Raw genomic sequence first — 21545 nt, 5'->3', positions numbered from 1 at the left:
GGCGGACCCGCCTTCGGCATCGTCGTGGACGGCGACCTCGTGCCCCGCGACCCGCTCAAGGCCCTGACTCGACGACTTCTCCGGGTGCTGCGGGTACTCGGGCTTCTCCGGGTGCTTCGGGTACTCGGGCTTCACCGGCCGCTGCGGGTACATGGGCTTGACCGGCTTCTCGGGGTAGACGGGCTTCATCGGCACCGCCGGCTTGACCGGCTTCTCCGGATACACCGGCTTCACCGGCTTCACCGGAACCGCCGGCTTGACCGGCTTCTGCGGATAGACGGGCTTGACCGGAACCGCCGGCTTCATCGGATACACCGGCTTCACCGGAACCGCCGGCTTGACCGGCTTCTCCGGATACACCGGCTTCACCGGCACCACCGGCTTCCGCGGATACACCGGCTTCTCCGGGTAGACAGGCTTGACCGGGACTGCGGGCCTGACCGGCTTCTCCGGGTACACCGGCTTGACGGGAACCGCCGGCTTCTGCGGATAGACGGGCTTGACCGGGACGGCAGGCTTCTCCGGGTAAACGGGCTTGACCGGGACCACAGGCTTCTGCGGATACACCGGCTTGACCGGAACCGCGGGCTTCTCCGGGTACACCGGCTTCACCGGAACCACCGGCTTCTCCGGGTACACGGGCTTCACCGGGACCACAGGCTTCTGCGGATACACCGGCTTCACGGGCACCGCCGGCTTCTCCGGGTAGACAGGCTTCACCGGATACACGGGCTTTTCGGGACTACGCGGATAGGCGGGCTTCTCCGGGTACACGGGCTTCACCGGAACCGCGGGCTTGACCGGCTTCTCCGGATACACCGGCTTCACCGGCACCACCGGCTTCCGCGGATACACCGGCTTCTCCGGGTAGACAGGCTTCACCGGAACCGCAGGCTTGACCGGCTTCTCCGGATACACCGGCTTGACCGGAACCACCGGCTTCTGCGGATAGACGGGCTTGACCGGAACCACCGGCTTCTCCGGATACACCGGCTTCTCCGGATGGACCGGCTTCACCGGGTACACGGGCTTCGCCGGATGAACCGGGTACATGGGCTTCACCGGTGCGGCAGGCTTCTCCGGATGGACCGGGTACACCGGCTTCATCGGGTATGCGGGCTTCTCCCGGTGATGCGGATAACCGGCCTTCTTCGGGGCCGGCGGGTTCGGGGTGGTGTGGTCCTGAGCGTAGGCGGCTCCCGCGTTCGCCAGCGTGGCTGCGGCAAGCGCGGCGGCTGTAGCGGCCGACGCCAGAACGTATCGCCGTCGCGGCGATGTCGTCATTCTCTCCACTCTCCTCGACTTGGGTCAGAGCTTTATGACGGCTGGTCAGTCCCAAGGGCTAGATAGTGGAATGATCAGGAAATCCGAGACATGAATAACGCTGCGGCACCCATAAGCCACCGGATGGGGGAGCGCAGGGCGCCAGTTGGCCCGGTCCGCGACGGCAATCCGGGGCAGGCCGGTGACGACGCGAGACGCGTGCCGGCACACCGCCGGGGCACCGCGGCACCCGGTGATCCACCGCGGTGGCATGCCACGCGCCGCTGCGGGTAGTCGCGCTGCGACTTCGTACACCGGCGGCCCACCAGGGAGGCGGAACGCATGCTGATGGCACACCCCGCGGTGCTGAAGGACCTCATCGCCCAGTACGAGACCCTCACCCTCCTCGGGGCCGGGAAGAGCACCCCGCAGGCCCGGCAACGACTCGCGGACATCTCGTACACGCTGTGCGTGGCCACCGGTACCGGTGACGCCGACATGGCCCTGATCGCCGCCCGGCACCGTCTGTCCGGGGCCCGGCCGGACGACGATTCCCTGCTGCAGGCATCCGCTTCGCCGGGGACGCCGTCCGGTGTCTGAAACGCGAAACGGGGGACGGGCCGCGGTCCGGACCCGCTGCCGACCCGGCCCGGCCCGCTGAACGCACCGGTTCCCCGGCCCCCGGCTGCGCCCGTTCGCCGGCACCGGTGCTCCTGCTTGTTCGGCAGCGGTGCTCCCGCTTGTTCGGCAGCGTCGCTCCCGTTCCCCGGCGCCGGTGCGCCCCTTCGGCGCCGTCCTCCCCGTCTCTCGGCACCGCTGTCCCTTTCCCGGCAGCGGCGCCCGAACTCGTTGCTTCCCGCTTCTGGTCGGCGACACCTACCGGGCGGTATACAGGGCCGGTCGAACGCGCGAGGGTGCTCATCGGCGCCGCCTCCGCGCGATGTACCGGTCTCAGGGGGAGGACTCATGGCGAACGACACGCGTGCGGCGGACGGGGCGAGAGGCCGGCGGCGGGCCGCCGTACTGGGGGCGGCGCTGGGCGGTTGCGCCCTCGTCGCCGCCTCCACGACACCGGCCGCCGCGCTCCCCGGCCAACACGGCCGCGGCCTCGGTTACGTGGCCCTCGGCGACTCCTACACCTCGGGCCCCGGCATCCCGAGCCAGGTGGACGCCGGCTGTGCCCGCTCCGACCACAACTACCCCTCGCTGGTGGCGGCGCAGCGAAAGGTGACCGCCTTTACGGACGTCAGCTGCGCCGGAGCGACGACCGCCGAGATGTGGCGGGCGCAGGGCGGCAACGCGCCCCAGCTCGACGCGCTGGGGCGGGGCACCGACCTGGTGACCGTTCAGATCGGCGGCAACGACGTCGGGTTCGGCTCCATCATCGCCACCTGCGCCCGCTTGGCCGCCCAGGATCCGACGGGCAACCCGTGCGAGCGCTCCTACGAGGCGTCCGGATACGACGAGCTGGCCCTGGCCGTCCTGCGGACCGCGCCGAAGGTCGACCGGGTGCTGCGGGCCGTGCACGCGAGGGCGCCGCACGCGCGCGTGGTGGTCGTCGGCTATCCGGACCTGCTGCCCGACGACGGCAGCGGCTGCTTCCCGCAGGTGCCCTTCGCACAGCGGGACTTCGCCTACCTGCGCGACACCGAGAAGCGGCTCAACCTGATGTTGCGCGTGGTGGCCGGCGTCAACCGGGCCGAGTACGCCGACACCTACGGCCCGACCGTCGGGCACGACATGTGCAAGGCGCCCGCGGACCGCTGGATCGAACCGCTGCAGCCGGCCGCACCCGCGGCCCCGGCGCACCCCAACGCCACGGGCGAGCAGGCCATGGCGCAGGCGGTCCTGGGCCGGCTGGGCAGCGGGCACGGGCACGGCTGAACCGGCGGCGGCCACCGGGTACGCCCGTGCCGGGGGCCGCCGTACCCCACCCCTCAGTCGCCGAGCGCGCCCAGCACCACGGCCTGGGCCTCCTCCTGCACACGGGCGAGGTGGGCGGGGCCGAGGAAGGACTCGGCGTAGACCTTGTACACGTCCTCGGTGCCCGACGGGCGGGCCGCGAACCAGGCGTTGTCGGTGGTCACCTTGATGCCGCCGATGGCGGCGCCGTTGCCGGGCGCCTCGGTGAGCACGGCCGTGACCGCTTCTCCGGCGAGCGTGTCGGCGGTGACCTGGGCCGGGGACAGCTTGCCGAGCAGGGCCTTCTGTTCACGGGTCGCGGGCGCGTCGATACGGGCGTAGGCGGGCGCGCCGAAGCGGGCGGTCAGGCCGGCGTAGTGCTCCGACGGGGTTCTGTCCGTGACGGCGGTGATCTCGGAGGCGAGGAGCGCCAGGATGATGCCGTCCTTGTCGGTGGTCCACACCGAGCCGTCGCGGCGCAGGAAGGAGGCGCCCGCGGACTCCTCGCCGCCGAACCCGAGGGTGCCGTCGGCCAGTCCGTCCACGAACCACTTGAAGCCGACCGGGACTTCGACGAGTCGGCGTCCGAGGTCGGCGGCCACCCGGTTGATCATCGTGGAGGACACCAGCGTCTTGCCGATGCCCGTGCCGGCGGGCCACTGCTCGCGGTGCCGGTAGAGGTAGGAGATGGCGACCGCGAGGTAGTGGTTGGGGTTCATCAGGCCCCCGTCCGGGGTGACGATGCCGTGCCGGTCGGCGTCGGCGTCGTTGCCGGTGGCGATGCGGTACCGGTCGCGCTGCTCGATGAGCGAGGCCATCGCGTACGGCGAGGAGCAGTCCATGCGGATCTGGCCGTCCCAGTCCAGCGTCATGAAACGCCAGGTGGGGTCGGTGTGCGGGTTGACCACGGTGAGGTCGATGCCGTGCTGTTCGGCGATGCGGCCCCAGTAGGCGACGGAGGCCCCGCCGAGCGGGTCGGCGCCGATGCGCACACCGGCCGTGCGGATCGCGTCCAGGTCGAGCACGCTCGGCAGGTCGCCGACATACGCGCCGAGGAAGTCGTACCGGCCGGTGGTGTCCGCGGCGAGGGCCCGGGCGTAGGGCACCCGGCGTACGTCCTTCAGGCCACCCGTGATGATCTCGTTGGCCCGGTCCTGGATCCAGGAGGTGGCGTCGGACGCCGCCGGGCCACCGCTCGGCGGGTTGTACTTGAAGCCGCCGTCGGCGGGCGGGTTGTGCGACGGCGTGACGACCACGCCGTCGGCGAGGCCCGAGGTGCGGCCCCGGTTGTGGGTGAGGATCGCGTGCGAGACGGCGGGGGTGGGTGTGTAGCCGTCGGCGCTGTCGATGAGGACGGTCACGCCGTTGGCGGCGAACACCTCCAGCGCGGTGGCCTTCGCGGGCTCGGACAGGGCATGGGTGTCGGCGCCGAGGAAGAGGGGGCCGTCGGTTCCCTGGCCGGCGCGGTATTCGCAGATGGCCTGGCTGGTGGCGGCGATGTGGTCCTCGTTGAAGGCGCTCGCCAGGGACGAGCCCCGGTGCCCGGAGGTGCCGAACGCCACCCGCTGTGCCGGGTCCGCCGGGTCGGGGTGCAGTGCGTAGTACGCCGTGACCAGCCGGGCCACGTCGACAAGGTCCTCGGGACCGGCCGGCCGGCCGGCTCGCTCGTGCGGCATGAGTCCGCTCCTCCGCATCGTCGGATCGATCGCTCACCGCCCATCTTTCCTCGTCAGGGCCCTGACACGCGAGTGGGGCCGGTCCTATGATCCAGTGCTCCGATCTTCGCGCCGTGCCGCCCCCCGTGCAGGGCGCCTTCCTCAGACAGGTGTTCCACCGTGACGGGTTCCACCGCCCAGGCTCCCTGGTTCCTCGCTCGTTGCGCCCAGTTCGCCGTCCCCGCGGCGGCCGGCGCCGAGGTGGTGCGGGCGCTGAAAGTCCGTGCTCATCTGCTGCATCCGTCGGCGAGCACGGCCTCCGGGTCCGCCCGGGTGTCGATGATCGTCGGGTACGTGGGGGCGGCGGCGGCCGTGCTGTTCCTCCTCTGGTTCGCCCGGTGCCGGCGCAACGCCGAGCTTCTGACGCCCGGCGCGGTGCGCGGCTCCGCCGCGTGGGCCGTTCTCGCCTGGCTGCTACCGGGAGTCAACTTGTGGGCTCCGCGCGGGCTGCTGCTCGACGTGCAGCGCGCGAGCGGCCCGGCCGGCGCGGACCAGGGGCGCGGGGATCTCCTGGTGAACGGGTGGTGGGCGGCCTGGTTCGGGCACGGTGTTCTGTCCCTGGCGGTGCTGAACCTGGGCGGCGACACCTCGCTGCCGCTGCTGGCGGCAGTGCAGGCCCTCGTGTTCCTCGCCGCCGTCCTGGCGGTCGCCCTGATCCAGCGCATCACGGCACGGCAGGCCGCCGCGCCGGGCTCGGGGCTTCCGGGGCCCGCGCCCGCCGGCCTGCCGCAGGCCTCATGACTCCGGCGCGTCAGCCGATGTGGTAACCGTCCCCGTACACCTTCCAGTCGAGCGGGGTGTTCAGGTCGAGGTTGCCCTTGCGCAGGAAGACCCGCTGCTCGGTGTCGACGCGGCTGGTGTCGCTGTGCGCCTCCTCCTGCTTCATGGCCCAAACCCGGGCGTCGAGGAAGGCGCCCAGGTACGTCGTCTCGTCGCCGCCCTGGGCCGGCGGCTTGGCGCTGCGCAGGGCGCGCTTGCGTATGTTGCGGAAGCTGGTCGGGTCGTCTCCGTCGCCGTGCATGACGAGGGCGTCGTAGTAGCAGAACTGGCCGAGGGCGCGCAGGCCGTCCGCCTTGCCCTGGGCGACCGCGGGGTTGAAGTAGACGCGGTCGCGCTCGTCGTTCTGACACTGCTGGAAGGCGGTGTCCTGGGCGGCCTTGCGCCAGTCCTTGGGGAAGTTCGGGTCGAGGCCGGCGTGCGAGTCGGTGCCGTTGACCTTGCGCAGGGCGGGCAGGTACTTGGCGAGGATGTTGCCGGGTTTGCGGTCGGCGTAGAGCTGGACCAGGTCGAGCATGTCGCCGGTGCCCGAGCAGAAGCCGATGATGCCGGCGGTGTAACCGCGGCCGTCGCCGATGTCCTCGATGTACTTGTACTGGGCCTTCCAGTCGAGCGAGGAGTTCTCCGCGCTCGAGACCAGTTCCATGGCGATCTCCTTCTTCGCCGGGTCGTCGAGGCCCGGCGCGGCGGCCGGAGCGGCGAGGGCGCGCTGGGTGCCGATCAGGGCACCGGAGGCCACGGCTCCGAGGACGGCGACGACGGTCCGGCGGGAGACGCGGGAGGGGGCTGCTGTTTCGCGGTCTGCGTGCACCACAGGGGCTCCAAGGAGGGGTGGGGGGTGGCGGGTTGGTCCGTACCGCATACTGGTAGGAAAGTTTCCTATCAAATGCGCCACGCCCCGGTAACCCGGTAGGCGAGAAGTTCGTAGGATCGAACAACCGCCATGCCTCCTGTCACTCGGTGCCGGAGAAATCCGGCACCGAGTGACAGGAGGCATAGACAGAAGGGAAAAGTAGGACATAATGGAGGTGGCTTGGACAGCGTTGTCATGGTCTGCCCGATGTCTCCTGCCCCTCCTTCCCTGCGTTCGTCCGCGACTACGAGGAGCCGCTCACCGCATGGCGTACGGATCCCACCGCACCCCCCTTCTGCCTCCCCACCCCGACCTGACGCTCGCCCGCGACTGCGAGCAGTGCCTCGGCTGGGGAACGGTCGTCACCCGCGACGGGGACCACCAACTGTGCCGCGTCTGCCAGCCCGCCTCCGGCGGCGACGAGGACACCTCCCCCGCCGGCCCCTGAGGCACTCCGGCCCGCCGCCCGCCCGGGCGGGCCTGACCCGGGTGCACGACCGGGACCACCGTCGCACGGCCGTGCGCCGCGCCGACCGAAGAAACGGCCGCTGATCGCGGCGACGTACCGTGGAGGCATGGCCGCCCCTCCGCTCCCGGGCCCGCTGGCGCATCTGGCGCCCCTGCTCGGCCACTACGGCTACTGGGCCGTGGGGGCCGTGGTCCTGGTGGAGGACTTCGGGGTTCCCGCGCCCGGCGAGACCATCCTGCTGGCCGCGGGGGTGTACGCGGGCGCGGGACGGCTGAACGTCGTCGCCGTGGCGGTCATCGCCTTCGTCGCGGCCGTCGCCGGGGACAACATCGGCTATCTGCTCGGCCGATTCGGCGGCCGGGCCTTCGTCCACCGGTGGGGCCGGTACGTCTTTCTGACGCCGAAGCGGTTCGAGGCCGCCGAGGAGTTCTTCGGCCGGCACGGCGGCAAGATCGTCACCGTGGCCCGGTTCATCGAGGGCCTGCGCCAGGCCAACGGCATCGTCGCGGGCACCGCGGGCATGCGCTGGCGCCGCTTCCTCGCCTTCAACGCGCTCGGCGCCGCCCTGTGGGTCGGCCTGTGGACCACCCTGGCCTACCTGGTGGGCCATCACATCACGACGGTCTACGACGAGGTCTCGCGCTACCAGCTCTACATCCTGATCGCCGCCGCCGTCCTGGTCGCGGCCCTCGCCGTACGGCACTTCGTACGACGGCGGCACGAGTGCTGACCCGCTGCGCGCCGCCCGCTCAGCCACCCAGCGCGCACTGGGCGTGCAGGTACTCCAGCGCGTCCTGCAGCACGGTGCGCCGGTACCAGGACTGCCACGCCGCCAGGTCGTGGACCATGGTGGCCAGCGCGGCCTCCTGACCGGGATGCAGCCACGCCCCGGGATCCACGCGGTGCAGCGAGAGCACCCCGTTGCAGCCGCCGCCGTCCGTGGTCATCGGCATGCTGTGCACAGCCCGGCTGCCCACCGCGAGCGCCGCCCGGCCCACCGGATGACCGGCCAGCTCCGGCTCGGCGGCCACGTCCGGCACGGTCACCGGCCGGCCCTCGGCCCGCGCCCGCGCACACACCGCGGGCGGTCCGGTCACGAGGGCCAGGCAGTCGCGGTAGGCGGCGTCCAGTCCGTGGTGGGCCTCGAGCACGAGCGCCTCGTCCTGCACCTTGTCGGTCAGGTGGATCTCGGCCGCGTCGGCGTCCGCCAGTGTCACCGCCGCGTACACGGCCGCCCTCAGGACCTGCCGCCGGTCCCGCGGGTCCACCCGGTCGGCCTGCGGCAGCGCCAGGACCGGCGGCGGGGTGTGCCGGCGCCCGGGGAACCACTGCTCGGCGGTCGGCGGCGGCGCGGTCACCACCGCCGAGGCCACCACGCGCAGCGGCACGTTGTGGTGCTGGGAGGCCGCGCGCAGCAGGGCGAAGGCGTCGGCCGGGCCGGGCAGGGAGTACCGGGCGATCAGGATGCCCTGGGCGATGCCGATGATCCCGCTGGTACGGGCCTTGGCCCGCAGGCCGAAGACCTCACCGGCGGTGTCCTCGGCCGGGCAGGGCCCGATCTGCTCGCCCCGGCCCACACGCGTGGTGCACACGGCGGCGAGGGCGCCCTCGAGGGTCGGGTACAGGCGGATGCCCGGCAGGGACGTCGCCGCGAGCACCCGGCGGACCTGCGCGGAGGCTCCCGCGACCAGGACCGGTCCGGCGGCCCGGTGCCGGGTGTGGGCGTCGAGGGTGTCCACCGCGGTGCCGCTGACGCGCCGTACCGCCGACACGTCCAGGACGAACCGGAGCCCGCGCTCGTCGGCCCGTCTCAGCCGCAGGTCCAGCTCGCGTCCGAGTACTCCGGCGCCCTGGGCGTCGAGCGTCCCCGACAGTCGCAGCACCACCGCCCGCTCGGTGACCGGCTGCACGGTCACCGTGGCTCCTCCCGTCACCGGGCACCATCCGCGGGCTGCGCACCCTGCCTCACCGCACACCTCGCTCGGCTCGCGGGCGCCCGGCCGCTCCGGGCCGCCACCTGTCTTCACCTTGTTCCCTCGTGCAACGAAAAGGCAAGCGGCCCGCCGGGCGCGCAGGGGGTTCCACTGACCGGAGGCCCGAAGGCCACCCGTGCGCGCTCGGGTGTTACCTGTGGGTAATCCCGGGTGGTTTGATGTGCGGCGCCACTTCGGCCCTTCATCGACAGGGAGATCCAGTGACGCCCTTCGCACCGCGCCGCGCTCTCGCCGCTGCCGTGCTCGCCCTCGCCCTGCCCGCTGCCGCGCTCGCCGGCCCGACGCCCGCGACCGCCGCCGAACCGGCGCCCGCGCTGAAGGTCCTGACATACAACGTCTTCCTGATGAGCAAGAACCTCTACCCCAACTGGGGGCAGGACCACCGGGCCGCCGAGATACCGAAGGCGTCCTTCTTCCAGGGCAACGACGTGGTGGTGCTGGAGGAGGCGTTCGACAACTCGTCCTCGGACGCGCTGAAGAACGCGGCGGCGGCCGCATACCCGTATCAGACACCGGTGGTGGGACGCGGCCGTGACGGCTGGGACGCGACCGGCGGGGCCTACTCGTCGACCACACCCGAGGACGGCGGGGTCACCGTGCTGAGCAAGTGGCCGATCGTGCACCGGGAGCAGTACGTGTACAAGGACGCGTGCGGCTCGGACTGGTGGTCCAACAAGGGCTTCGCCTATGTGGTGTTGAATGTGAACGGCGCCACAGTGCATGTCATCGGCACCCATACGCAGTCCACGGACTCGGAACATCGGCTCGGCGACCCGCGTCTCCACGAGGCAGAACACCAGCAGCAGGGACACGCCGCCGGTCAGGCCCGCGAGCACCCAGGGGTTGGTCCAGCCGGTGGCATGGCCGCCGTAGGGCTGGATGCCGTAGGTGATGCCGGCGAGGAGGATGCCGGCGCCGGAGGCGAAGGTGAGGTTGCCGAGCCAGTCGATGCGGCCGCGTCCGCCGGCCGAGGTCTCGCGCAGGCTCAGGTACGACCAGACGGTGCCGGTGACACTGACCGGGACGCTCACCCAGAACACCGCCCGCCAGTCCACCGCCGCGAGCAGGCCGCCGGCGAGGAGACCGAGGAACTGCCCGGCGAGCGCGGTGATCTGGTTGACGCCGAGGGCCATGCCGCGCTGCCGGGCCGGGAAGGCGTCGGTGAGGATGGCGGCCGAGTTGGCGGTGAGCATGGAGCCGCCGAAGGCCTGGACGATGCGCCACAGGATCAGCCAGAGCGCGCCCGCGCCGGCCCGGAACGGGTCGAGGGAGAGGGCGACGGAGGCGCAGGCGAAGACCAGGAAGCCCAGGTTGTAGATCCGCACCCGGCCGAACATGTCGCCGAGCCGGCCGAGGACGACCACCAGCACGGCCGAGACCAGCAGATAGCCGAGGATCATCCACAGCAGGTAGCCGATGTTGCCGGCCGCGAGCGGGTCGAGGCCGATCCCGCGGAAGATCGCCGGCAGCGAGATGATCACGATGGAGGCGTCCATCGTGGCGATCAGCACGCCGAGGGTGGTGTTGGAGAGGGCGACCCACTTGTAGCCGGGGCCCGGAGGTGTGTCCCGCAGCCGGGCGGAGCGGGCGAGCAGCCGGACCCGTAGGCCGGTGCCGGGCACGTCGCCGGTCACAGTCGTTCCGCCAGCCGGTCGAGCAGGGGCAGGACGTCGTACAGGGCCTGCTGTTCCTCCGGGGTGAACTCGTCCAGGGCGTGGGCGAGCCGGCCGACGGACTCGGAGCGGCGCTGTTCCAGCACGGTCCGTCCCTCGTCGGTGATCGACACGATGGCCCTGCGGCCGTCGGCCGCGTCCGGGGTACGGCTCACCAGTCCGCGGTGTTCGAGTCCCGTAAGCGTGCTGGCCATCGCCTGCGGCCGGACCCTTTCCCGCTCGGCCAGCGAGCCGGGCGAGTCGGGACCGGTGCGGGCCAGCCGGGCCAGCACCGAGACGCCGGACAGCGTGACGTCCCCGACCGCGTGCGCCTGCCGCAGTCGGCGGACGACCCGGCCCATGGCCAGCCGCAGCGCGGCGGCGAGTGCAACCGTGTCCATGGGTACTAACGATAGGCTTATCAGTTCGGACTGTTCAACCAAACGTAAGTAGTCACGGGTCCGGTTGCTGGTTTGGACGGCGTCCCAGTGGCAAACCGAATGTCGTCCAGACACCGCGAACACGTTGGGATGTGACACCGATGGCTGGCAACCAGAAGGCGAAGGGCAAGGTCGAGCAGGCCAAGGGCAAGGCCAAGGAGGCCGTGGGCCGCGCGGTCGGCAACGAGCAGCTGGAGGCCGAGGGGCGCATGGAGGGTGCCCGCGGAGACGCGCGGCAGGCCAAGGAGAAGGCCAAGGACACCTTCAAGCACTGAAGCATGCCGGTTCAGGCGGCTGTTCGACTCCGAGCGGGTCCGGGAAACCCAGCGGACGCTGGCCTCCCGGGCCCGTTCCGCCGTGTACGGGGGACCGTTTCCGCTGCCCGTGCCCGTGCGCCTCGCACGGCCGCGGCCCCTCACCAGGGGGGTCTGCGCAACCGGAGGATTCCCCACGAACGTGCCCTTGACCGATGGCTCAGCGGGTAACCGGGCAAGGACGGCACGAGACCCCGTGTGCGCAGGAAGGGACCCTGATCCCAGAGGAAAAGGGCAACGACGTATGGACATCTCGCTCAGGACCCACGCGACGACGCAGGCGCGCCCCGCGCCCCTGCGCTACAGCCGCACCTGGGACACCGGCGTGACCAGCATCGGCGACGCCAGAGACGCCGTCGCCTCCCTGCTCTCCCGGGTCCGGCCCGCACTCGCGCGACGCTCGGTTCAGGATGCCCAGCTCGTCGTCAGCGAACTGGTCACGAACGCGGCCAAGCACGCGCCCGGCCCGTGCGCCCTGTGCCTGGAACTGCTGCCGGACGCCACCGCGTTGCGGATCGCGGTGACGGACACCTCCGCCGAGGCGCCCCGGCGCCGCCCGCCCGATCCCGGCCGGGTCGGCGGCCATGGACTGCACCTCGTCGCCATGATCTCCCACGACCTGCAGGTGACCCGGCTGCCCCGCGGCAAGCGGGTCACCGTCACCGTACCGCTCACCGACGGGGAGACCGGCCCCGCGGTCAGGCGACCCTGATACCCACGATGCAGGTGTCGTCGTCGGTGTCCGACTTGCTGTAGGTGAGCAACCGGTCCAGCTGCTGGTCCAGGGTCGTCGGCGCCGAGCGCGCCGTGTCCAGCAGATGGGACAGCGACTCCTCCACCGAGCGGTCCCGGCGCTCGATCAGCCCGTCGGTGTACATGAGCAGGGTGTCCCCGGCGGCCAGTTGCTCCTCGGTCTCCTCGTACACCGCCTCCGGCAGGGCGCCCAGCAGCAGCCCCTTGAGCGTGGGCAGCGCGGTGGCGTCCCCCTCACGGACCAGCACCGGCGGGAGATGGCCCGCGCGCGCCCAGCGCAGGGTCCGGCGCTCGCCGTCGTACAGGCCGCAGACGGCGGTGGCGGTGACGGCACCCGTCAGATGGTGGGCGACGATGTTCAGCCAGGCCAGCAGCTGGGCCGGACCGGCCCCGGTGACGGCGAGTCCGCGCAGCGCGTTGCGCAGCACGACCATGCTGGTGGCCGCCTCGATGCCGTGCCCGGCGACGTCCCCCACGCACAGCAGCACCAGGCCGGAGGGCAGCACGACGGCGTCGTACCAGTCGCCGCCGACCAGCTGCTCGGTCTCGGCCGGTCGGTAGCGCACCGCCACCTGCAGGCCGGGCACTCGCAGCGGTGCCTGGGCGGGCGGCATGATGGCGTGCTGGAGCTGGAGGGTGAGCCTGTTGCGTTCGTGGGCCTGCTGCTCGGTCTGGGCGAGCTGGTCGCGGGTCGCGGCCAGGGCGACCTCGGTCCAGTGCTGGGCCGAGATGTCCTGGTAGGCGCCCCGGACGACGAGCAGCTGACCGCCGGTGTCGAGGACCGGTTCGGCGACCACGCGGATGTGCCGGGTCACCCCGTCCGGACGCAGCAGCCGGAACGCGGCCGACGCCGGCCTGCGGTGGTGCAGCAGCGCGCGCAGGAAACGGCCGATGGTGACGGCGTCGTCGGGGTGGGCGTGGGCGGGCAGGTCCTCCAGGGGGACCGGTGGGCTGGTGGTCGGGCGCCCGTACAGGTTGAACAGCTGGCTGTTCCAGGTGATCTCACCGGTCAGCTGGTTCTCCTCGAAGCCGCCGATCCGCCCGAGCCGCTGGGCGTGCTGCAGCAGGCTGGCCAGCCGCGCGGCCTCGTCCTCGATGCGCCAGATGAGCAGCACGCTGCAGCCGTGCCGGCTGATGCTGATGTCCGCGACCGCGGAGAGCGGCACCTGGTCGACCAGCGCGGTGAGCCGCATACGACTGGCGCGGAACGGCTCGCCGGTGGCGTAGACCCGCTCCACGCGCTGGAACAGCTCGCTGGAACCGGCGGCCATGGGATAGGCCTCCAGCAGCAGGGCGCCCCCGACGACGGCCCGCGGCCGTCCCGCGGGGTCGAGGAAGCGGCTGTTGACGTGCTGGATGCGGAAGTCGACGAGCTGCCCGGTGTGGTCGAGGTGCGGCACCAGGACCAGCGCCGGGTCGTGCAGGCCCTCCGCCAGGTCCATCAGCTCCACCACGTCGGGCAGCACCCGGAGCTCCTGCGTGGACGGGGAGGGCAGTACGAAGGTCTCCAGGGTGTGCGCGCAGAGCTCGGCGAGCGCCTCCACCTGCCGCACCACTGGGCGCGGCAACGGCTCCTCGGGTCCCGGCCAGGCGATCTCCAGGACGCCGTGGATCCGCCCGCCCGCACCCACGGGTACGGCGATCCGGGCGCCGTCGGCGTAGTCCCGTCGGCCGATCGTGGGCAGCCCGGAGGCGGTGAGCGAGGGCAACCACTGCCCGTCCGGCTCGGTCAGGCCGCGCCGGGCCACCGTGGCCACGTCGGGTGGGACGTAGCGCCAGCGGGCCGCCTCGGCCGCAGCGAATCCGGCGCTGCCCGCGAGGGTCAGCGACCCGTCGGAGCCGGCCGCCCAGATCGCGACGGCGACCGCGCCGAGCGGGCGCAGGGCGTGTTCGAGCAGCGAGTCGGCCATCGCCTGGGTGTCAGGCGCGGCGAGGACGCCGCTCTCGGCGGCACGCAACCGTACGGCGGCCGACTCCTCGACCGGCCCGGCGGGGTCCGCGGCGACGGACAGGAACGCCTCGCTGACTTCCGTGACCCGGTCCCGGGCCGCCTGGTTGATGACGTCCACCGCGAACTCCAGCGGGGTCACCCGGGCCTGCTCGGCGAGTTCGGCGAGCTGGCGGGCGGCCTGGGCGGGGCCACAGCCCAGGCGTTCCACCAGGATGCCCTTGGCCAGCTCGATCAGCGCCCGGCCCTCGGCCTCCGCCTGCGCGGACCGCACCTCGCGGCGCAGCCGCTCCACGGTGGCGGCGAGCCTGCCCACCGGCGACGTCGCCGGAACGTCTGCCGTCATGGTGTCCACGGCTGGGAGTTGTGCGGGCACGCCGGTCGGCGCGTCCGCTCCGGCAGACGGTTCATGACGGTTCACCGGTTCGGTACTCCTCGGCCTGCGGACGGGTGGGTGAGCGGTGCCGCCGTCATGCGGGGAGCCAGCGCCGGACGCAGGCGATGAGGTCATGGGTGTCCACCGGTTTTGTGACGTAGTCGCTGGCGCCGGAGGCGAGGCTCTTCTCCCGGTCACCCTGCATCGCCTTGGCGGTGACGGCGATGACCGGCAGGTCGGCGTACTGCGGCATCTTGCGGATCTCGGCCGTTGCCGTGTACCCGTCCATCTCGGGCATCATCACGTCCATCAGCACGAGTTCGACGTCCGGGTTGTTCACGAGCGTCTCGATGCCCTTGCGGCCGTTGTCGGCGTGCAGCACGCGGAAGCCGTGCAGTTCGAGGATGCCGCTGAGCGCGAACAGGTTCCGCGCGTCGTCGTCGACGACGAGGACGGTACGGCCGCGGGTGTGCTCGTCGGCGAAGTCCGCCGCCGCGTGCTGCGGTTCCTCGGTGCGGACCAGGGTGAGCACCTCCCCGGGCTCCTCGGCCGACAGGTGCAGGGCGATCCGCTCCCGCAGCTCGTCCAGGCTGGACAGGTACTCCAGCGAGCCGCCCGGCTCCCCAGCCGGATGCTCGGCACGCAGGGAGCTGTGCACCAGCACGGGGACGCCCGAGAGAGCCGAGTCCGCGCGCAGTGCGTCGAGGAACCGGGCCGACTCCCCGTCCGGCAGCCCCAGGTCCACGACGACACAGTGGCACGGCTCGGCAGCGAGGGCGCCGGCCGCCTCTTGGGCGCCGACCGCGGTGATGATGTCGACGGCCACGCCGGCGCCGTCGGCGTGGCTGTGCCGGAGGTCGCCGACCACGCTCTCGGCAACGAGCGTCAGCAGGCCGCGCGGCCGCTCCTCGACGACCAGCAGCCGGCGCGCATGCTGCGTCTTCCCACTGCCGAGCGGCGCTGCTGCCGTCGGCTCTTCCCCGGTCGCTCCGTCCGTTCCCTGCGGTTCGGCCGCCTTCGGCGCCGTGCGTCCACTGCGCAGGAGCGCGTCGAAGTCGGGCCGGGCGACGGGCAGGAAGAGTGTGAAGGTGCTGCCCTTGCCCGGTGTGCTGTCGACGGCGACGGCGCCGCCGAGCAGGTGGGCGATCTCCCGGGTGATGGACAGACCGAGCCCGGTGCCGCCGTACTTGCGGCTCGTGGTGCCGTCCGCCTGCTGGAACGCGCCGAAGACGGACTCCAGTTCCTGTTCCGGAATCCCGATGCCGGTGTCCTTCACGCGGAACGCGACGACCGCGCCGCCGCGCATCACCTCCTCGGGCACCTCGTCGTCGGCAGCGGGCTCCACGCGCAGCTCGACACCGCCCTGTTCGGTGAACTTCACCGCGTTGGACAGCAGGTTGCGCAGGATCTGCCGCAGCCGGGAGTCGTCGGTGAGCAGGTCGGCGGGTGCTCCGGCGGCCGTGCTGACGGTGAACTCCAGGCTCTTCTGCGAGGTCATGGGCCGGAAGGTGGCCTCGACGTACTCGAGCAGCTGCCTCAGCGACACCCGCTCGGGGGTGACGTCCATCTTGCCGGCCTCGACCTTGGACAGGTCAAGGATGTCGTTGATCAGCTGAAGCAGGTCCGAGCCGGCCGAGTGGATGATGCCCGCGTACTCCACCTGCTTCGGGGTGAGGTTGCGCGACGGGTTCTGGGCGAGCAGCTGGGCGAGGATGAGCAGGCTGTTGAGCGGGGTGCGCAGCTCATGGCTCATGTTGGCGAGGAACTCGGACTTGTACTTGGATGCTAGCGACAACTGCTGGGCCCGTGCCTCGAGTTCCTGCCGAGCCTGCTCGATCTGCAGGTTCTTCGCCTCGATGTCCCGGTTCTGCTCGGCCAGCAGCGAGGCCTTCTCCTCCAGTTCGGCGTTGGACTGCTGGAGCTCCTCCTGCCTGACCTGCAACTCCGCCGAACGCGCCTGCAGTTCACTGGTCAGCCGCTGCGACTCCTCCAGGAGTTCGTCGGTGCGGGCGTTGGCGACGATCGTGTTGACGTTGACGCCGATGGTGTCCACCAGCTGCTGCAGGAAGTCCCGCTGGACCGCGGTGAACCGGGTGACGGACGCCAGCTCGATGACGCCGAGGAGTTGTTCCTCGAACACGATGGGCAGCAACAACAGCGCGGTCGGTTCGATCCGTCCGAGTCCGGACGAGATGGTGACGTAGCCGGGCGGCAGCTCCTCCACGGCGATGGTGCGGCGGCTGCGCGCGGCCTGGCCGACAAGGGAGCGGCCGAAGGGGATGACGTCGGGCCGGGTGTCCTCCTCGGGCCGGCCGTAGGAGCCGACGAGCCGCAGCCCGGGTCCCGACGGGCCGTCCTCGGCGAGGTAGAAGGCCCCGTACTGGGCCAGGACCAGGGGCGCCAGCTCGTCCATGATGAGTTCGGCGACGACGGGCAGGTCGCGGTGACCCTGCATGAGGCCGGAGATCCGGGCGAGGTTCGTTTTCAGCCAGTCCTGTTCCTGGTTGGCCCGGGTGGTCTCGCGCAGCGACTCCACCATGGAGTTGATGTTGTCCTTGAGGTCGGCCACCTCACCGGAGGCGTCGACGGTGATGGACCGGGTCAGGTCACCCTCGGCGACGGCGCTGGCCACGTCGGCGATGGCACGCACCTGCCGGGTGAGGTTCCCGGCGAGTTCGTTGACGTTCTCCGTGAGGCGCTTCCAGGTGCCGGAGACGCCCTCCACCTCGGCCTGCCCGCCGAGCCGGCCCTCGGTACCGACCTCGCGCGCCACCCGGGTCACCTCGTCCGCGAAGGCGGAGAGCTGGTCGACCATCGTGTTGATGGTGGTCTTCAGTTCGAGGATCTCGCCGCGCGCGTCGACGTCGATCTTCTTCGACAGGTCGCCCTTGGCCACGGCCGTCGTCACCAGCGCGATGTTGCGCACCTGGCCGGTGAGGTTGTTGGCCATGGAGTTGACGTTGTCGGTCAGGTCCTTCCAGGTACCGGCCACGTTGGGCACGTGGGCCTGCCCGCCGAGCCGGCCCTCGGTGCCCACCTCGCGGGCCACCCGGGTCACCTCGTCCGCGAACGCCGACAGAGTGTCGACCATGGTGTTGATGACGTCGGCGAGAGCGGCGACCTCGCCCTTGGCCTCGACGGTGATCTTCTGCGAGAGGTCGCCCTTGGCCACGGCGGTGGCGACCTGGGTGATCGAACGGACCTGGCCGGTGAGGTTGGAGGCCATCACGTTGACGTTGTCGGTCAGGTCCTTCCAGGTGCCGGCGACCCCGCGCACCTGCGCCTGCCCGCCGAGCCGGCCCTCGGTACCGACCTCGCGGGCCACCCGGGTCACCTCGTCCGCGAACGCGGAGAGCTGGTCCACCATCGTGTTGATGGTGTTCTTCAGCTCCAGGATCTCGCCGCGCGCGTCCACCGTGATCTTCTGCGACAGATCACCCTGCGCCACGGCCGTGGCCACCTGGGCCACGTTGCGCACCTGGGCCGTCAGGTTCCCGGCCATGAAGTTCACCGAGTCCGTCAGGTCCCGCCAGGTGCCCTTGACGCCCTTGACGTCCGCCTGGCCGCCCAGCCGGCCCTCGGTGCCCACCTCGCGGGCCACCCGGGTCACCTCGTCCGCGAACGCCGAAAGCTGGTCCACCATCGTGTTGATGGTGTTCTTCAGCTCCAGGATCTCGCCGCGCGCGTCCACCGTGATCTTCTGGGACAGGTCCCCCCGCGCGACGGCCGTCGTCACCTGGGCGACATTGCGCACCTGGGCGGTGAGATTCCCGGCCATGAAGTTGACCGAGTCCGTCAGGTCGCGCCAGACGCCGGCGACGCCGGGAACCTGTGCCTGTCCGCCGAGCCGGCCCTCGGTGCCCGCCTCGCGGGCCACCCGGGTCACCTCGTCCGCAAAGGCCGAAAGCTGATCGACCATCGTGTTGACGGTCTCCTTCAGCTGAAGGATCTCGCCGCGCGCGTCGACGTCGATCTTCTGGGACAGGTCGCCCTTGGCCACCGCCGTGGCGACCTGGGCGATGTCACGGACCTGGGTGGTGAGATTGCCCGCCATCGCGTTGACGGAGTCGGTCAGGTCGGCCCAGGTGCCGGAGACTCCGGGTACCCGTGCCTGCCCGCCGAGGGTGCCCTCGGTGCCCACCTCGCGGGCCACGCGGGTGACTTCGGAGGTGAACACGGACAACTGGTCGACCATGCCGTTGAAGACGGTGGCGATGTCCCCCATGAGCCCGGTGGAGTCGTCCGGCAACCGGGTGCCGAAGTCTCCGTCGCGCACCGCGGTCAGCCCCGCGAGCAGTCTTCTCAGTTCCTCATCACCCGGAACCACGTCCGTCGTCCCACTGGCCCTGCCGGCCATGCGCACCCTCGTTCCACTCCCCAGGAGCCCTCGTGGGGAAGGCTCGGAACCACTGCCGGGCACACGGCCTGACCCGGCGGCTGGCATGTGCATTTCCGCAGTTCACGGACGTGCACGATGAGAAAATACGCCGCAGATTAACCCAGCTGGACCGGCTCGGACAAAGCATCCGGCCAACCTTCGACGATCATGAAAATCACCCGGGGAGACGGGAATGAGGCCGGATCAGCCGGGTATCCGAAAGGGTTTGTCCAAGGCGGTCGGGCGGCACTTCTCCCCCGTGCCCGCGATGTGCGTCCGGGCCCCGCCGGACGCCCGGTCCGGCGGTGTTTCCCCGTCCACCGCGAACCCCGCCACCACCGGACGGGGCTGGGCGAGCACGCCGGCCCAGACCGACGCGACCGTTTCGGGCGAGCGTCGCAAGGGCACCCGTGCCAGGCTCGATACAGAGCACCGGGCGAGAGGGGCCCGGCACGGGCGGAAGGCGGGCGCGGTGGCGGTGTCCGAGGCGGGCGTCCGGCTGACGTTCTTCTTCCACCCGGACATGGCGCAACGGCCGTACACCGGCTCGTATCTGCCGCTGCGCGGCCCGATGACCTCCGAGGCGTAGGCGCCGGTGCTGCACACCGGCTTCGGCCTGCGTGCGAGCGGCGTCGGGCGAGGTACCCGAGGAGGGCGAGGAGGGATGAGTGAGGAGGCACGGGGATGAGCGAGGGCGACGAGGTCCGCGGAAACCTGCTGTACGGCCCACAGGCGGACGTGGCCGGCGCCTCCGGCTATCCGGACGCCCCGCCGCGGATGGGCTTCTTCACGGACACCTCGGTGTGCATCGGCTGCAAGGCGTGCGAGGTGGCCTGCAAGGAGTGGAACGCCATCCCTGAGGACGGCCTCGAACTGACCGGTATGTCCTACGACAACACCCAGAGCCTGGGCGCCGACACCTGGCGGCACGTGGCCTTCATCGAGCAGCGCAAACCGTTCGGCGGGCAGGAGCCCGGGGTGGCGCACGAGGACGTCGACGTGTTCGCCGCCGCAGCGCGCCTCGGCACCGACGCCGCCTCCCCCGGCCCCGGCGCCACCGCTCCCCCGCCCGGCCCGGCCCCCGAGGGCGCGCCCGCCGGGCAGATCTCGCCCCTCTCGCCCGACGGCCGCACCGAGCTGCGCTGGCTGATGGCCTCGGACGTGTGCAAGCACTGCACGCACGCCGCCTGCCTGGACGTGTGCCCGACCGGGGCGCTGTTCCGCACCGAGTTCGGCACGGTCGTCGTCCAGGAGGACGTCTGCAACGGCTGCGGCTACTGCGTGCCCGCCTGCCCGTACGGCGTCATCGACCAGCGCGAGGACGACGGCCGGGTGTGGAAGTGCACGCTGTGCTACGACCGGCTCGGCGTCGGCATGGAGCCCGCCTGCGCCAAGTCCTGCCCCACGGACTCCATCCAGTTCGGCCCGCTGGAGGAACTGCGCGAGCGGGCCCGGGACCGGGTGGCGCAGCTGCGCGCGGCCGGTGCGACCGACGCCCGGCTGTACGGCGAGAACCCCGAGGACGGGGTCGGCGGCGACGGGGCGTTCTTCCTGCTGCTGGACGACCCGGAGGTCTACGGCCTGCCCCCGGACCCGGTGGTCACCACCCGGGACCTGCCCGACATGTGGCGGCACGCGGCCCTGGCCGCCGCCTCCCTGGCCGCCCTCGCCCTCGGCAGTTTCGTACGGAGGCCCCGATGAGCGAGCCGGACGTGACGCGGAACGGCGTCCAGGGCGCGCGGCCCGGCCGCAAGGCCCCGACGGGCGCCCAGGCGGGTCGCCGCCTGCGTCGGCGCGGGCGGGGCGAGCAGCCGATGGTGCCGGACGCCACGTTCTCGTCGTACTACGGCAAGCCGGTGCTGAACAAGCCGACGTGGAAGCCCCTGGACATCGCGGGCTATCTCTACCTGGGCGGCCTGGCCGGGGCGTCCTCGCTGCTCGCGGCCGGGGGCCAGGTGACCGGCCGGCCGGGGCTCGCGGCACCGGCGAAGCTCGGGGCGGCCGGGGCGATCTCGCTGTCGCTGGCCGCGCTGGTGCACGACCTGGGCCGCCCGGCGCGCTTCCTGAACATGCTGCGGGTCCTCAAGCCGACCTCCCCGATGAGCGTGGGCTCGTGGCTGCTGGCGGGGTACGCGCCGCTGACGCTGACCGCGGCGGCCACCGAGGTGACGGGCCGCTACCGGCTGCTGGGCGCGGCGGCGACAGCGGTCGGCGCCGTCCTCGGCCCGGCGGTGGCGACGTACACCGCGGTGCTGCTCTCGGACACGGCGGTGCCTTCCTGGCACGAGGGCTACCGCGAACTGCCGTTCGTCTTCGCCGGCTCCGCCGCCACGGCCGCGTCCGGTCTGGCCCTGGCGGCGGCTCCGACGGCCCAGGCGGGGCCCGCCCGCCGGATGGCCGCCCTCGGCGCCGCTGTGGAACTGGGTGCCTTCCGGACGATGAAGCGGCGCATGGGCCTGACGGCCGAGCCCTTCGAGCAGGGCAGGCCGCGTCTGTTGCTGCGCACGGCGGAACTGCTGACGGCGGGCGGCGCGGTCCTCGCCCTGTTCGGCGGACGGGACCGGCGCCTCGCCCTGGCGGCTGGGGCCGCCCTGCTCACCGGCTCGGCCGCGCTGCGCTTCGGCGTGTTCCACGCCGGGGTGGCCTCCGCCGAGGACCCCAAGTACACGGTCGTACCGCAGCGGGAGCGGCTCGCCGCGCGCGGCCGTTGA

16 protein-coding genes and 3 pseudogenes are annotated in these 21545 nt (G+C 71.9%); 11 read left to right on the top strand and 8 right to left on the bottom strand.

What is annotated here, in order from left to right; translation table 11 throughout:
- A pseudogene (locus ACWC94_RS38760) lies at positions 1-1284 on the bottom strand (hypothetical protein); the annotation flags it as partial.
- Between the two features lie 321 nt (positions 1285-1605).
- On the opposite strand from ACWC94_RS38760, the gene ACWC94_RS38755 reads away from it, so the two are divergent.
- Both ACWC94_RS38755 and ACWC94_RS38750 read left to right on the top strand, forming a co-directional pair.
- Complete coding sequence (locus tag ACWC94_RS38755) at positions 1606-1863, top strand: DUF5133 domain-containing protein (RefSeq protein WP_450802021.1); 258 nt, start codon at positions 1606-1608, stop codon at positions 1861-1863.
- Between the two features lie 366 nt (positions 1864-2229).
- Positions 2230-3147, top strand: coding sequence for an SGNH/GDSL hydrolase family protein (locus ACWC94_RS38750; RefSeq protein ID WP_450802019.1), 918 nt, complete (start codon positions 2230-2232; stop codon positions 3145-3147).
- A gap of 53 nt (positions 3148-3200) precedes the next feature.
- On the opposite strand, the gene pgm is transcribed toward ACWC94_RS38750, so the two are convergent.
- Positions 3201-4841 (bottom strand): phosphoglucomutase (alpha-D-glucose-1,6-bisphosphate-dependent), encoded by a 1641-nt coding sequence (gene pgm, locus ACWC94_RS38745; RefSeq protein ID WP_450802018.1) that lies wholly within the window; start codon positions 4839-4841, stop codon positions 3201-3203.
- A gap of 159 nt (positions 4842-5000) precedes the next feature.
- On the opposite strand from pgm, the gene ACWC94_RS38740 reads away from it, so the two are divergent.
- On the top strand, positions 5001-5621 hold the full coding sequence (locus tag ACWC94_RS38740) for a DUF4328 domain-containing protein (RefSeq protein ID WP_450802016.1): 621 nt from the start codon (positions 5001-5003) through the stop codon (positions 5619-5621).
- 10 nt (positions 5622-5631) lie between these two features.
- On the opposite strand, the gene ACWC94_RS38735 is transcribed toward ACWC94_RS38740, so the two are convergent.
- The gene (locus ACWC94_RS38735; protein WP_450802015.1) at positions 5632-6471 is read right to left on the bottom strand and encodes a chitosanase; all 840 of its coding nucleotides are present in this window, start codon (positions 6469-6471) and stop codon (positions 5632-5634) included.
- 304 nt (positions 6472-6775) lie between these two features.
- Between ACWC94_RS38735 and ACWC94_RS38730 the strand changes: the two genes are divergently transcribed.
- Positions 6776-6958 (top strand): hypothetical protein, encoded by a 183-nt coding sequence (locus ACWC94_RS38730; RefSeq protein ID WP_450802013.1) that lies wholly within the window; start codon positions 6776-6778, stop codon positions 6956-6958.
- 127 nt (positions 6959-7085) lie between these two features.
- Entirely contained in the window at positions 7086-7709 is a 624-nt protein-coding gene (locus ACWC94_RS38725; protein WP_450802012.1) for a DedA family protein, read from the top strand.
- 19 nt (positions 7710-7728) lie between these two features.
- On the opposite strand, the gene ACWC94_RS38720 is transcribed toward ACWC94_RS38725, so the two are convergent.
- A complete protein-coding gene (locus ACWC94_RS38720) occupies positions 7729-8895 on the bottom strand; it encodes an ANTAR domain-containing protein (RefSeq protein ID WP_450802010.1) in 1167 nt (388 codons plus the stop codon).
- A 236-nt stretch (positions 8896-9131) separates the two neighbouring features.
- Between ACWC94_RS38720 and ACWC94_RS38715 the strand changes: the two are divergent.
- Positions 9132-9671: pseudogene (locus ACWC94_RS38715) on the top strand (endonuclease/exonuclease/phosphatase family protein); the annotation flags it as partial.
- Between the two features lie 39 nt (positions 9672-9710).
- On the opposite strand, the pseudogene ACWC94_RS38710 reads toward ACWC94_RS38715, so the two are convergent.
- Both ACWC94_RS38710 and ACWC94_RS38705 read right to left on the bottom strand, forming a co-directional pair.
- Positions 9711-10469 (bottom strand): annotated as a pseudogene (locus ACWC94_RS38710) (MFS transporter); the annotation flags it as partial.
- Positions 10470-10603: 134 nt separating this feature from the next.
- Positions 10604-11026 carry a MarR family winged helix-turn-helix transcriptional regulator gene (locus tag ACWC94_RS38705; RefSeq protein ID WP_450802008.1) on the bottom strand — a complete coding sequence of 141 codons (423 nt, stop codon included), beginning with the start codon at positions 11024-11026 and terminating at the stop codon, positions 10604-10606.
- A 140-nt stretch (positions 11027-11166) separates the two neighbouring features.
- Between ACWC94_RS38705 and ACWC94_RS38700 the strand changes: the two genes are divergently transcribed.
- Complete coding sequence (locus tag ACWC94_RS38700) at positions 11167-11340, top strand: CsbD family protein (RefSeq protein WP_450802007.1); 174 nt, start codon at positions 11167-11169, stop codon at positions 11338-11340.
- Positions 11341-11623: 283 nt separating this feature from the next.
- On the top strand, positions 11624-12091 hold the full coding sequence (locus tag ACWC94_RS38695) for an ATP-binding protein (RefSeq protein WP_450802005.1): 468 nt from the start codon (positions 11624-11626) through the stop codon (positions 12089-12091).
- Here ACWC94_RS38695 and ACWC94_RS38690 read toward each other — a convergent pair.
- Positions 12078-14426, bottom strand: a complete 2349-nt coding sequence (locus ACWC94_RS38690) for a SpoIIE family protein phosphatase (protein ID WP_450802004.1) — start codon at positions 14424-14426, stop codon at positions 12078-12080. The two genes, ACWC94_RS38695 and ACWC94_RS38690, sit on opposite strands and share 14 nt — an antisense overlap.
- A gap of 124 nt (positions 14427-14550) precedes the next feature.
- The gene (locus ACWC94_RS38685) at positions 14551-18813 is read right to left on the bottom strand and encodes a HAMP domain-containing protein (RefSeq protein ID WP_450802003.1); all 4263 of its coding nucleotides are present in this window, start codon (positions 18811-18813) and stop codon (positions 14551-14553) included.
- Between the two features lie 247 nt (positions 18814-19060).
- On the opposite strand from ACWC94_RS38685, the gene ACWC94_RS38680 reads away from it, so the two are divergent.
- The 3 genes from ACWC94_RS38680 (at position 19061) to nrfD (ending at position 21545) form a co-directional block, all read left to right on the top strand.
- Positions 19061-19423, top strand: coding sequence for a hypothetical protein (locus ACWC94_RS38680; protein WP_450802001.1), 363 nt, complete (start codon positions 19061-19063; stop codon positions 19421-19423).
- A gap of 95 nt (positions 19424-19518) precedes the next feature.
- Positions 19519-20535 (top strand): 4Fe-4S dicluster domain-containing protein, encoded by a 1017-nt coding sequence (locus ACWC94_RS38675; protein ID WP_450801999.1) that lies wholly within the window; start codon positions 19519-19521, stop codon positions 20533-20535.
- Complete coding sequence (nrfD, locus tag ACWC94_RS38670) at positions 20532-21545, top strand: NrfD/PsrC family molybdoenzyme membrane anchor subunit (protein ID WP_450801997.1); 1014 nt, start codon at positions 20532-20534, stop codon at positions 21543-21545. The genes ACWC94_RS38675 and nrfD overlap by 4 nt, the downstream gene beginning before the upstream one ends.

The sequence above is a fragment of the Streptomyces sp. NPDC001135 genome, assembly GCF_053598395.1.
The sequence above is the reverse complement of the archived record's forward strand: the minus strand, read 5'-3'. Positions and strand labels throughout refer to the sequence as shown.

Bases quoted from the DNA above. Each gene is read 5' to 3' on its own strand.
- ACWC94_RS38690 (WP_450802004.1), bottom strand. From the start codon at position 14,426: ATGACGGCAGACGTTCCGGCGACGTCGCCGGTGGGCAGGCTCGCCGCC.
- nrfD (WP_450801997.1), top strand. From the start codon at position 20,532: ATGAGCGAGCCGGACGTGACGCGGAACGGCGTCCAGGGCGCGCGGCCC.
- ACWC94_RS38685 (WP_450802003.1), bottom strand. From the start codon at position 18,813: ATGGCCGGCAGGGCCAGTGGGACGACGGACGTGGTTCCGGGTGATGAG.
- ACWC94_RS38730 (WP_450802013.1), top strand. From the start codon at position 6,776: ATGGCGTACGGATCCCACCGCACCCCCCTTCTGCCTCCCCACCCCGAC.
- ACWC94_RS38675 (WP_450801999.1), top strand. From the start codon at position 19,519: ATGAGCGAGGGCGACGAGGTCCGCGGAAACCTGCTGTACGGCCCACAG.
- pgm (WP_450802018.1), bottom strand. From the start codon at position 4,841: ATGCCGCACGAGCGAGCCGGCCGGCCGGCCGGTCCCGAGGACCTTGTC.
- ACWC94_RS38725 (WP_450802012.1), top strand. From the start codon at position 7,086: ATGGCCGCCCCTCCGCTCCCGGGCCCGCTGGCGCATCTGGCGCCCCTG.
- ACWC94_RS38705 (WP_450802008.1), bottom strand. From the start codon at position 11,026: ATGGACACGGTTGCACTCGCCGCCGCGCTGCGGCTGGCCATGGGCCGG.
- ACWC94_RS38700 (WP_450802007.1), top strand. From the start codon at position 11,167: ATGGCTGGCAACCAGAAGGCGAAGGGCAAGGTCGAGCAGGCCAAGGGC.
- ACWC94_RS38755 (WP_450802021.1), top strand. From the start codon at position 1,606: ATGCTGATGGCACACCCCGCGGTGCTGAAGGACCTCATCGCCCAGTAC.
- ACWC94_RS38750 (WP_450802019.1), top strand. From the start codon at position 2,230: ATGGCGAACGACACGCGTGCGGCGGACGGGGCGAGAGGCCGGCGGCGG.
- ACWC94_RS38695 (WP_450802005.1), top strand. From the start codon at position 11,624: ATGGACATCTCGCTCAGGACCCACGCGACGACGCAGGCGCGCCCCGCG.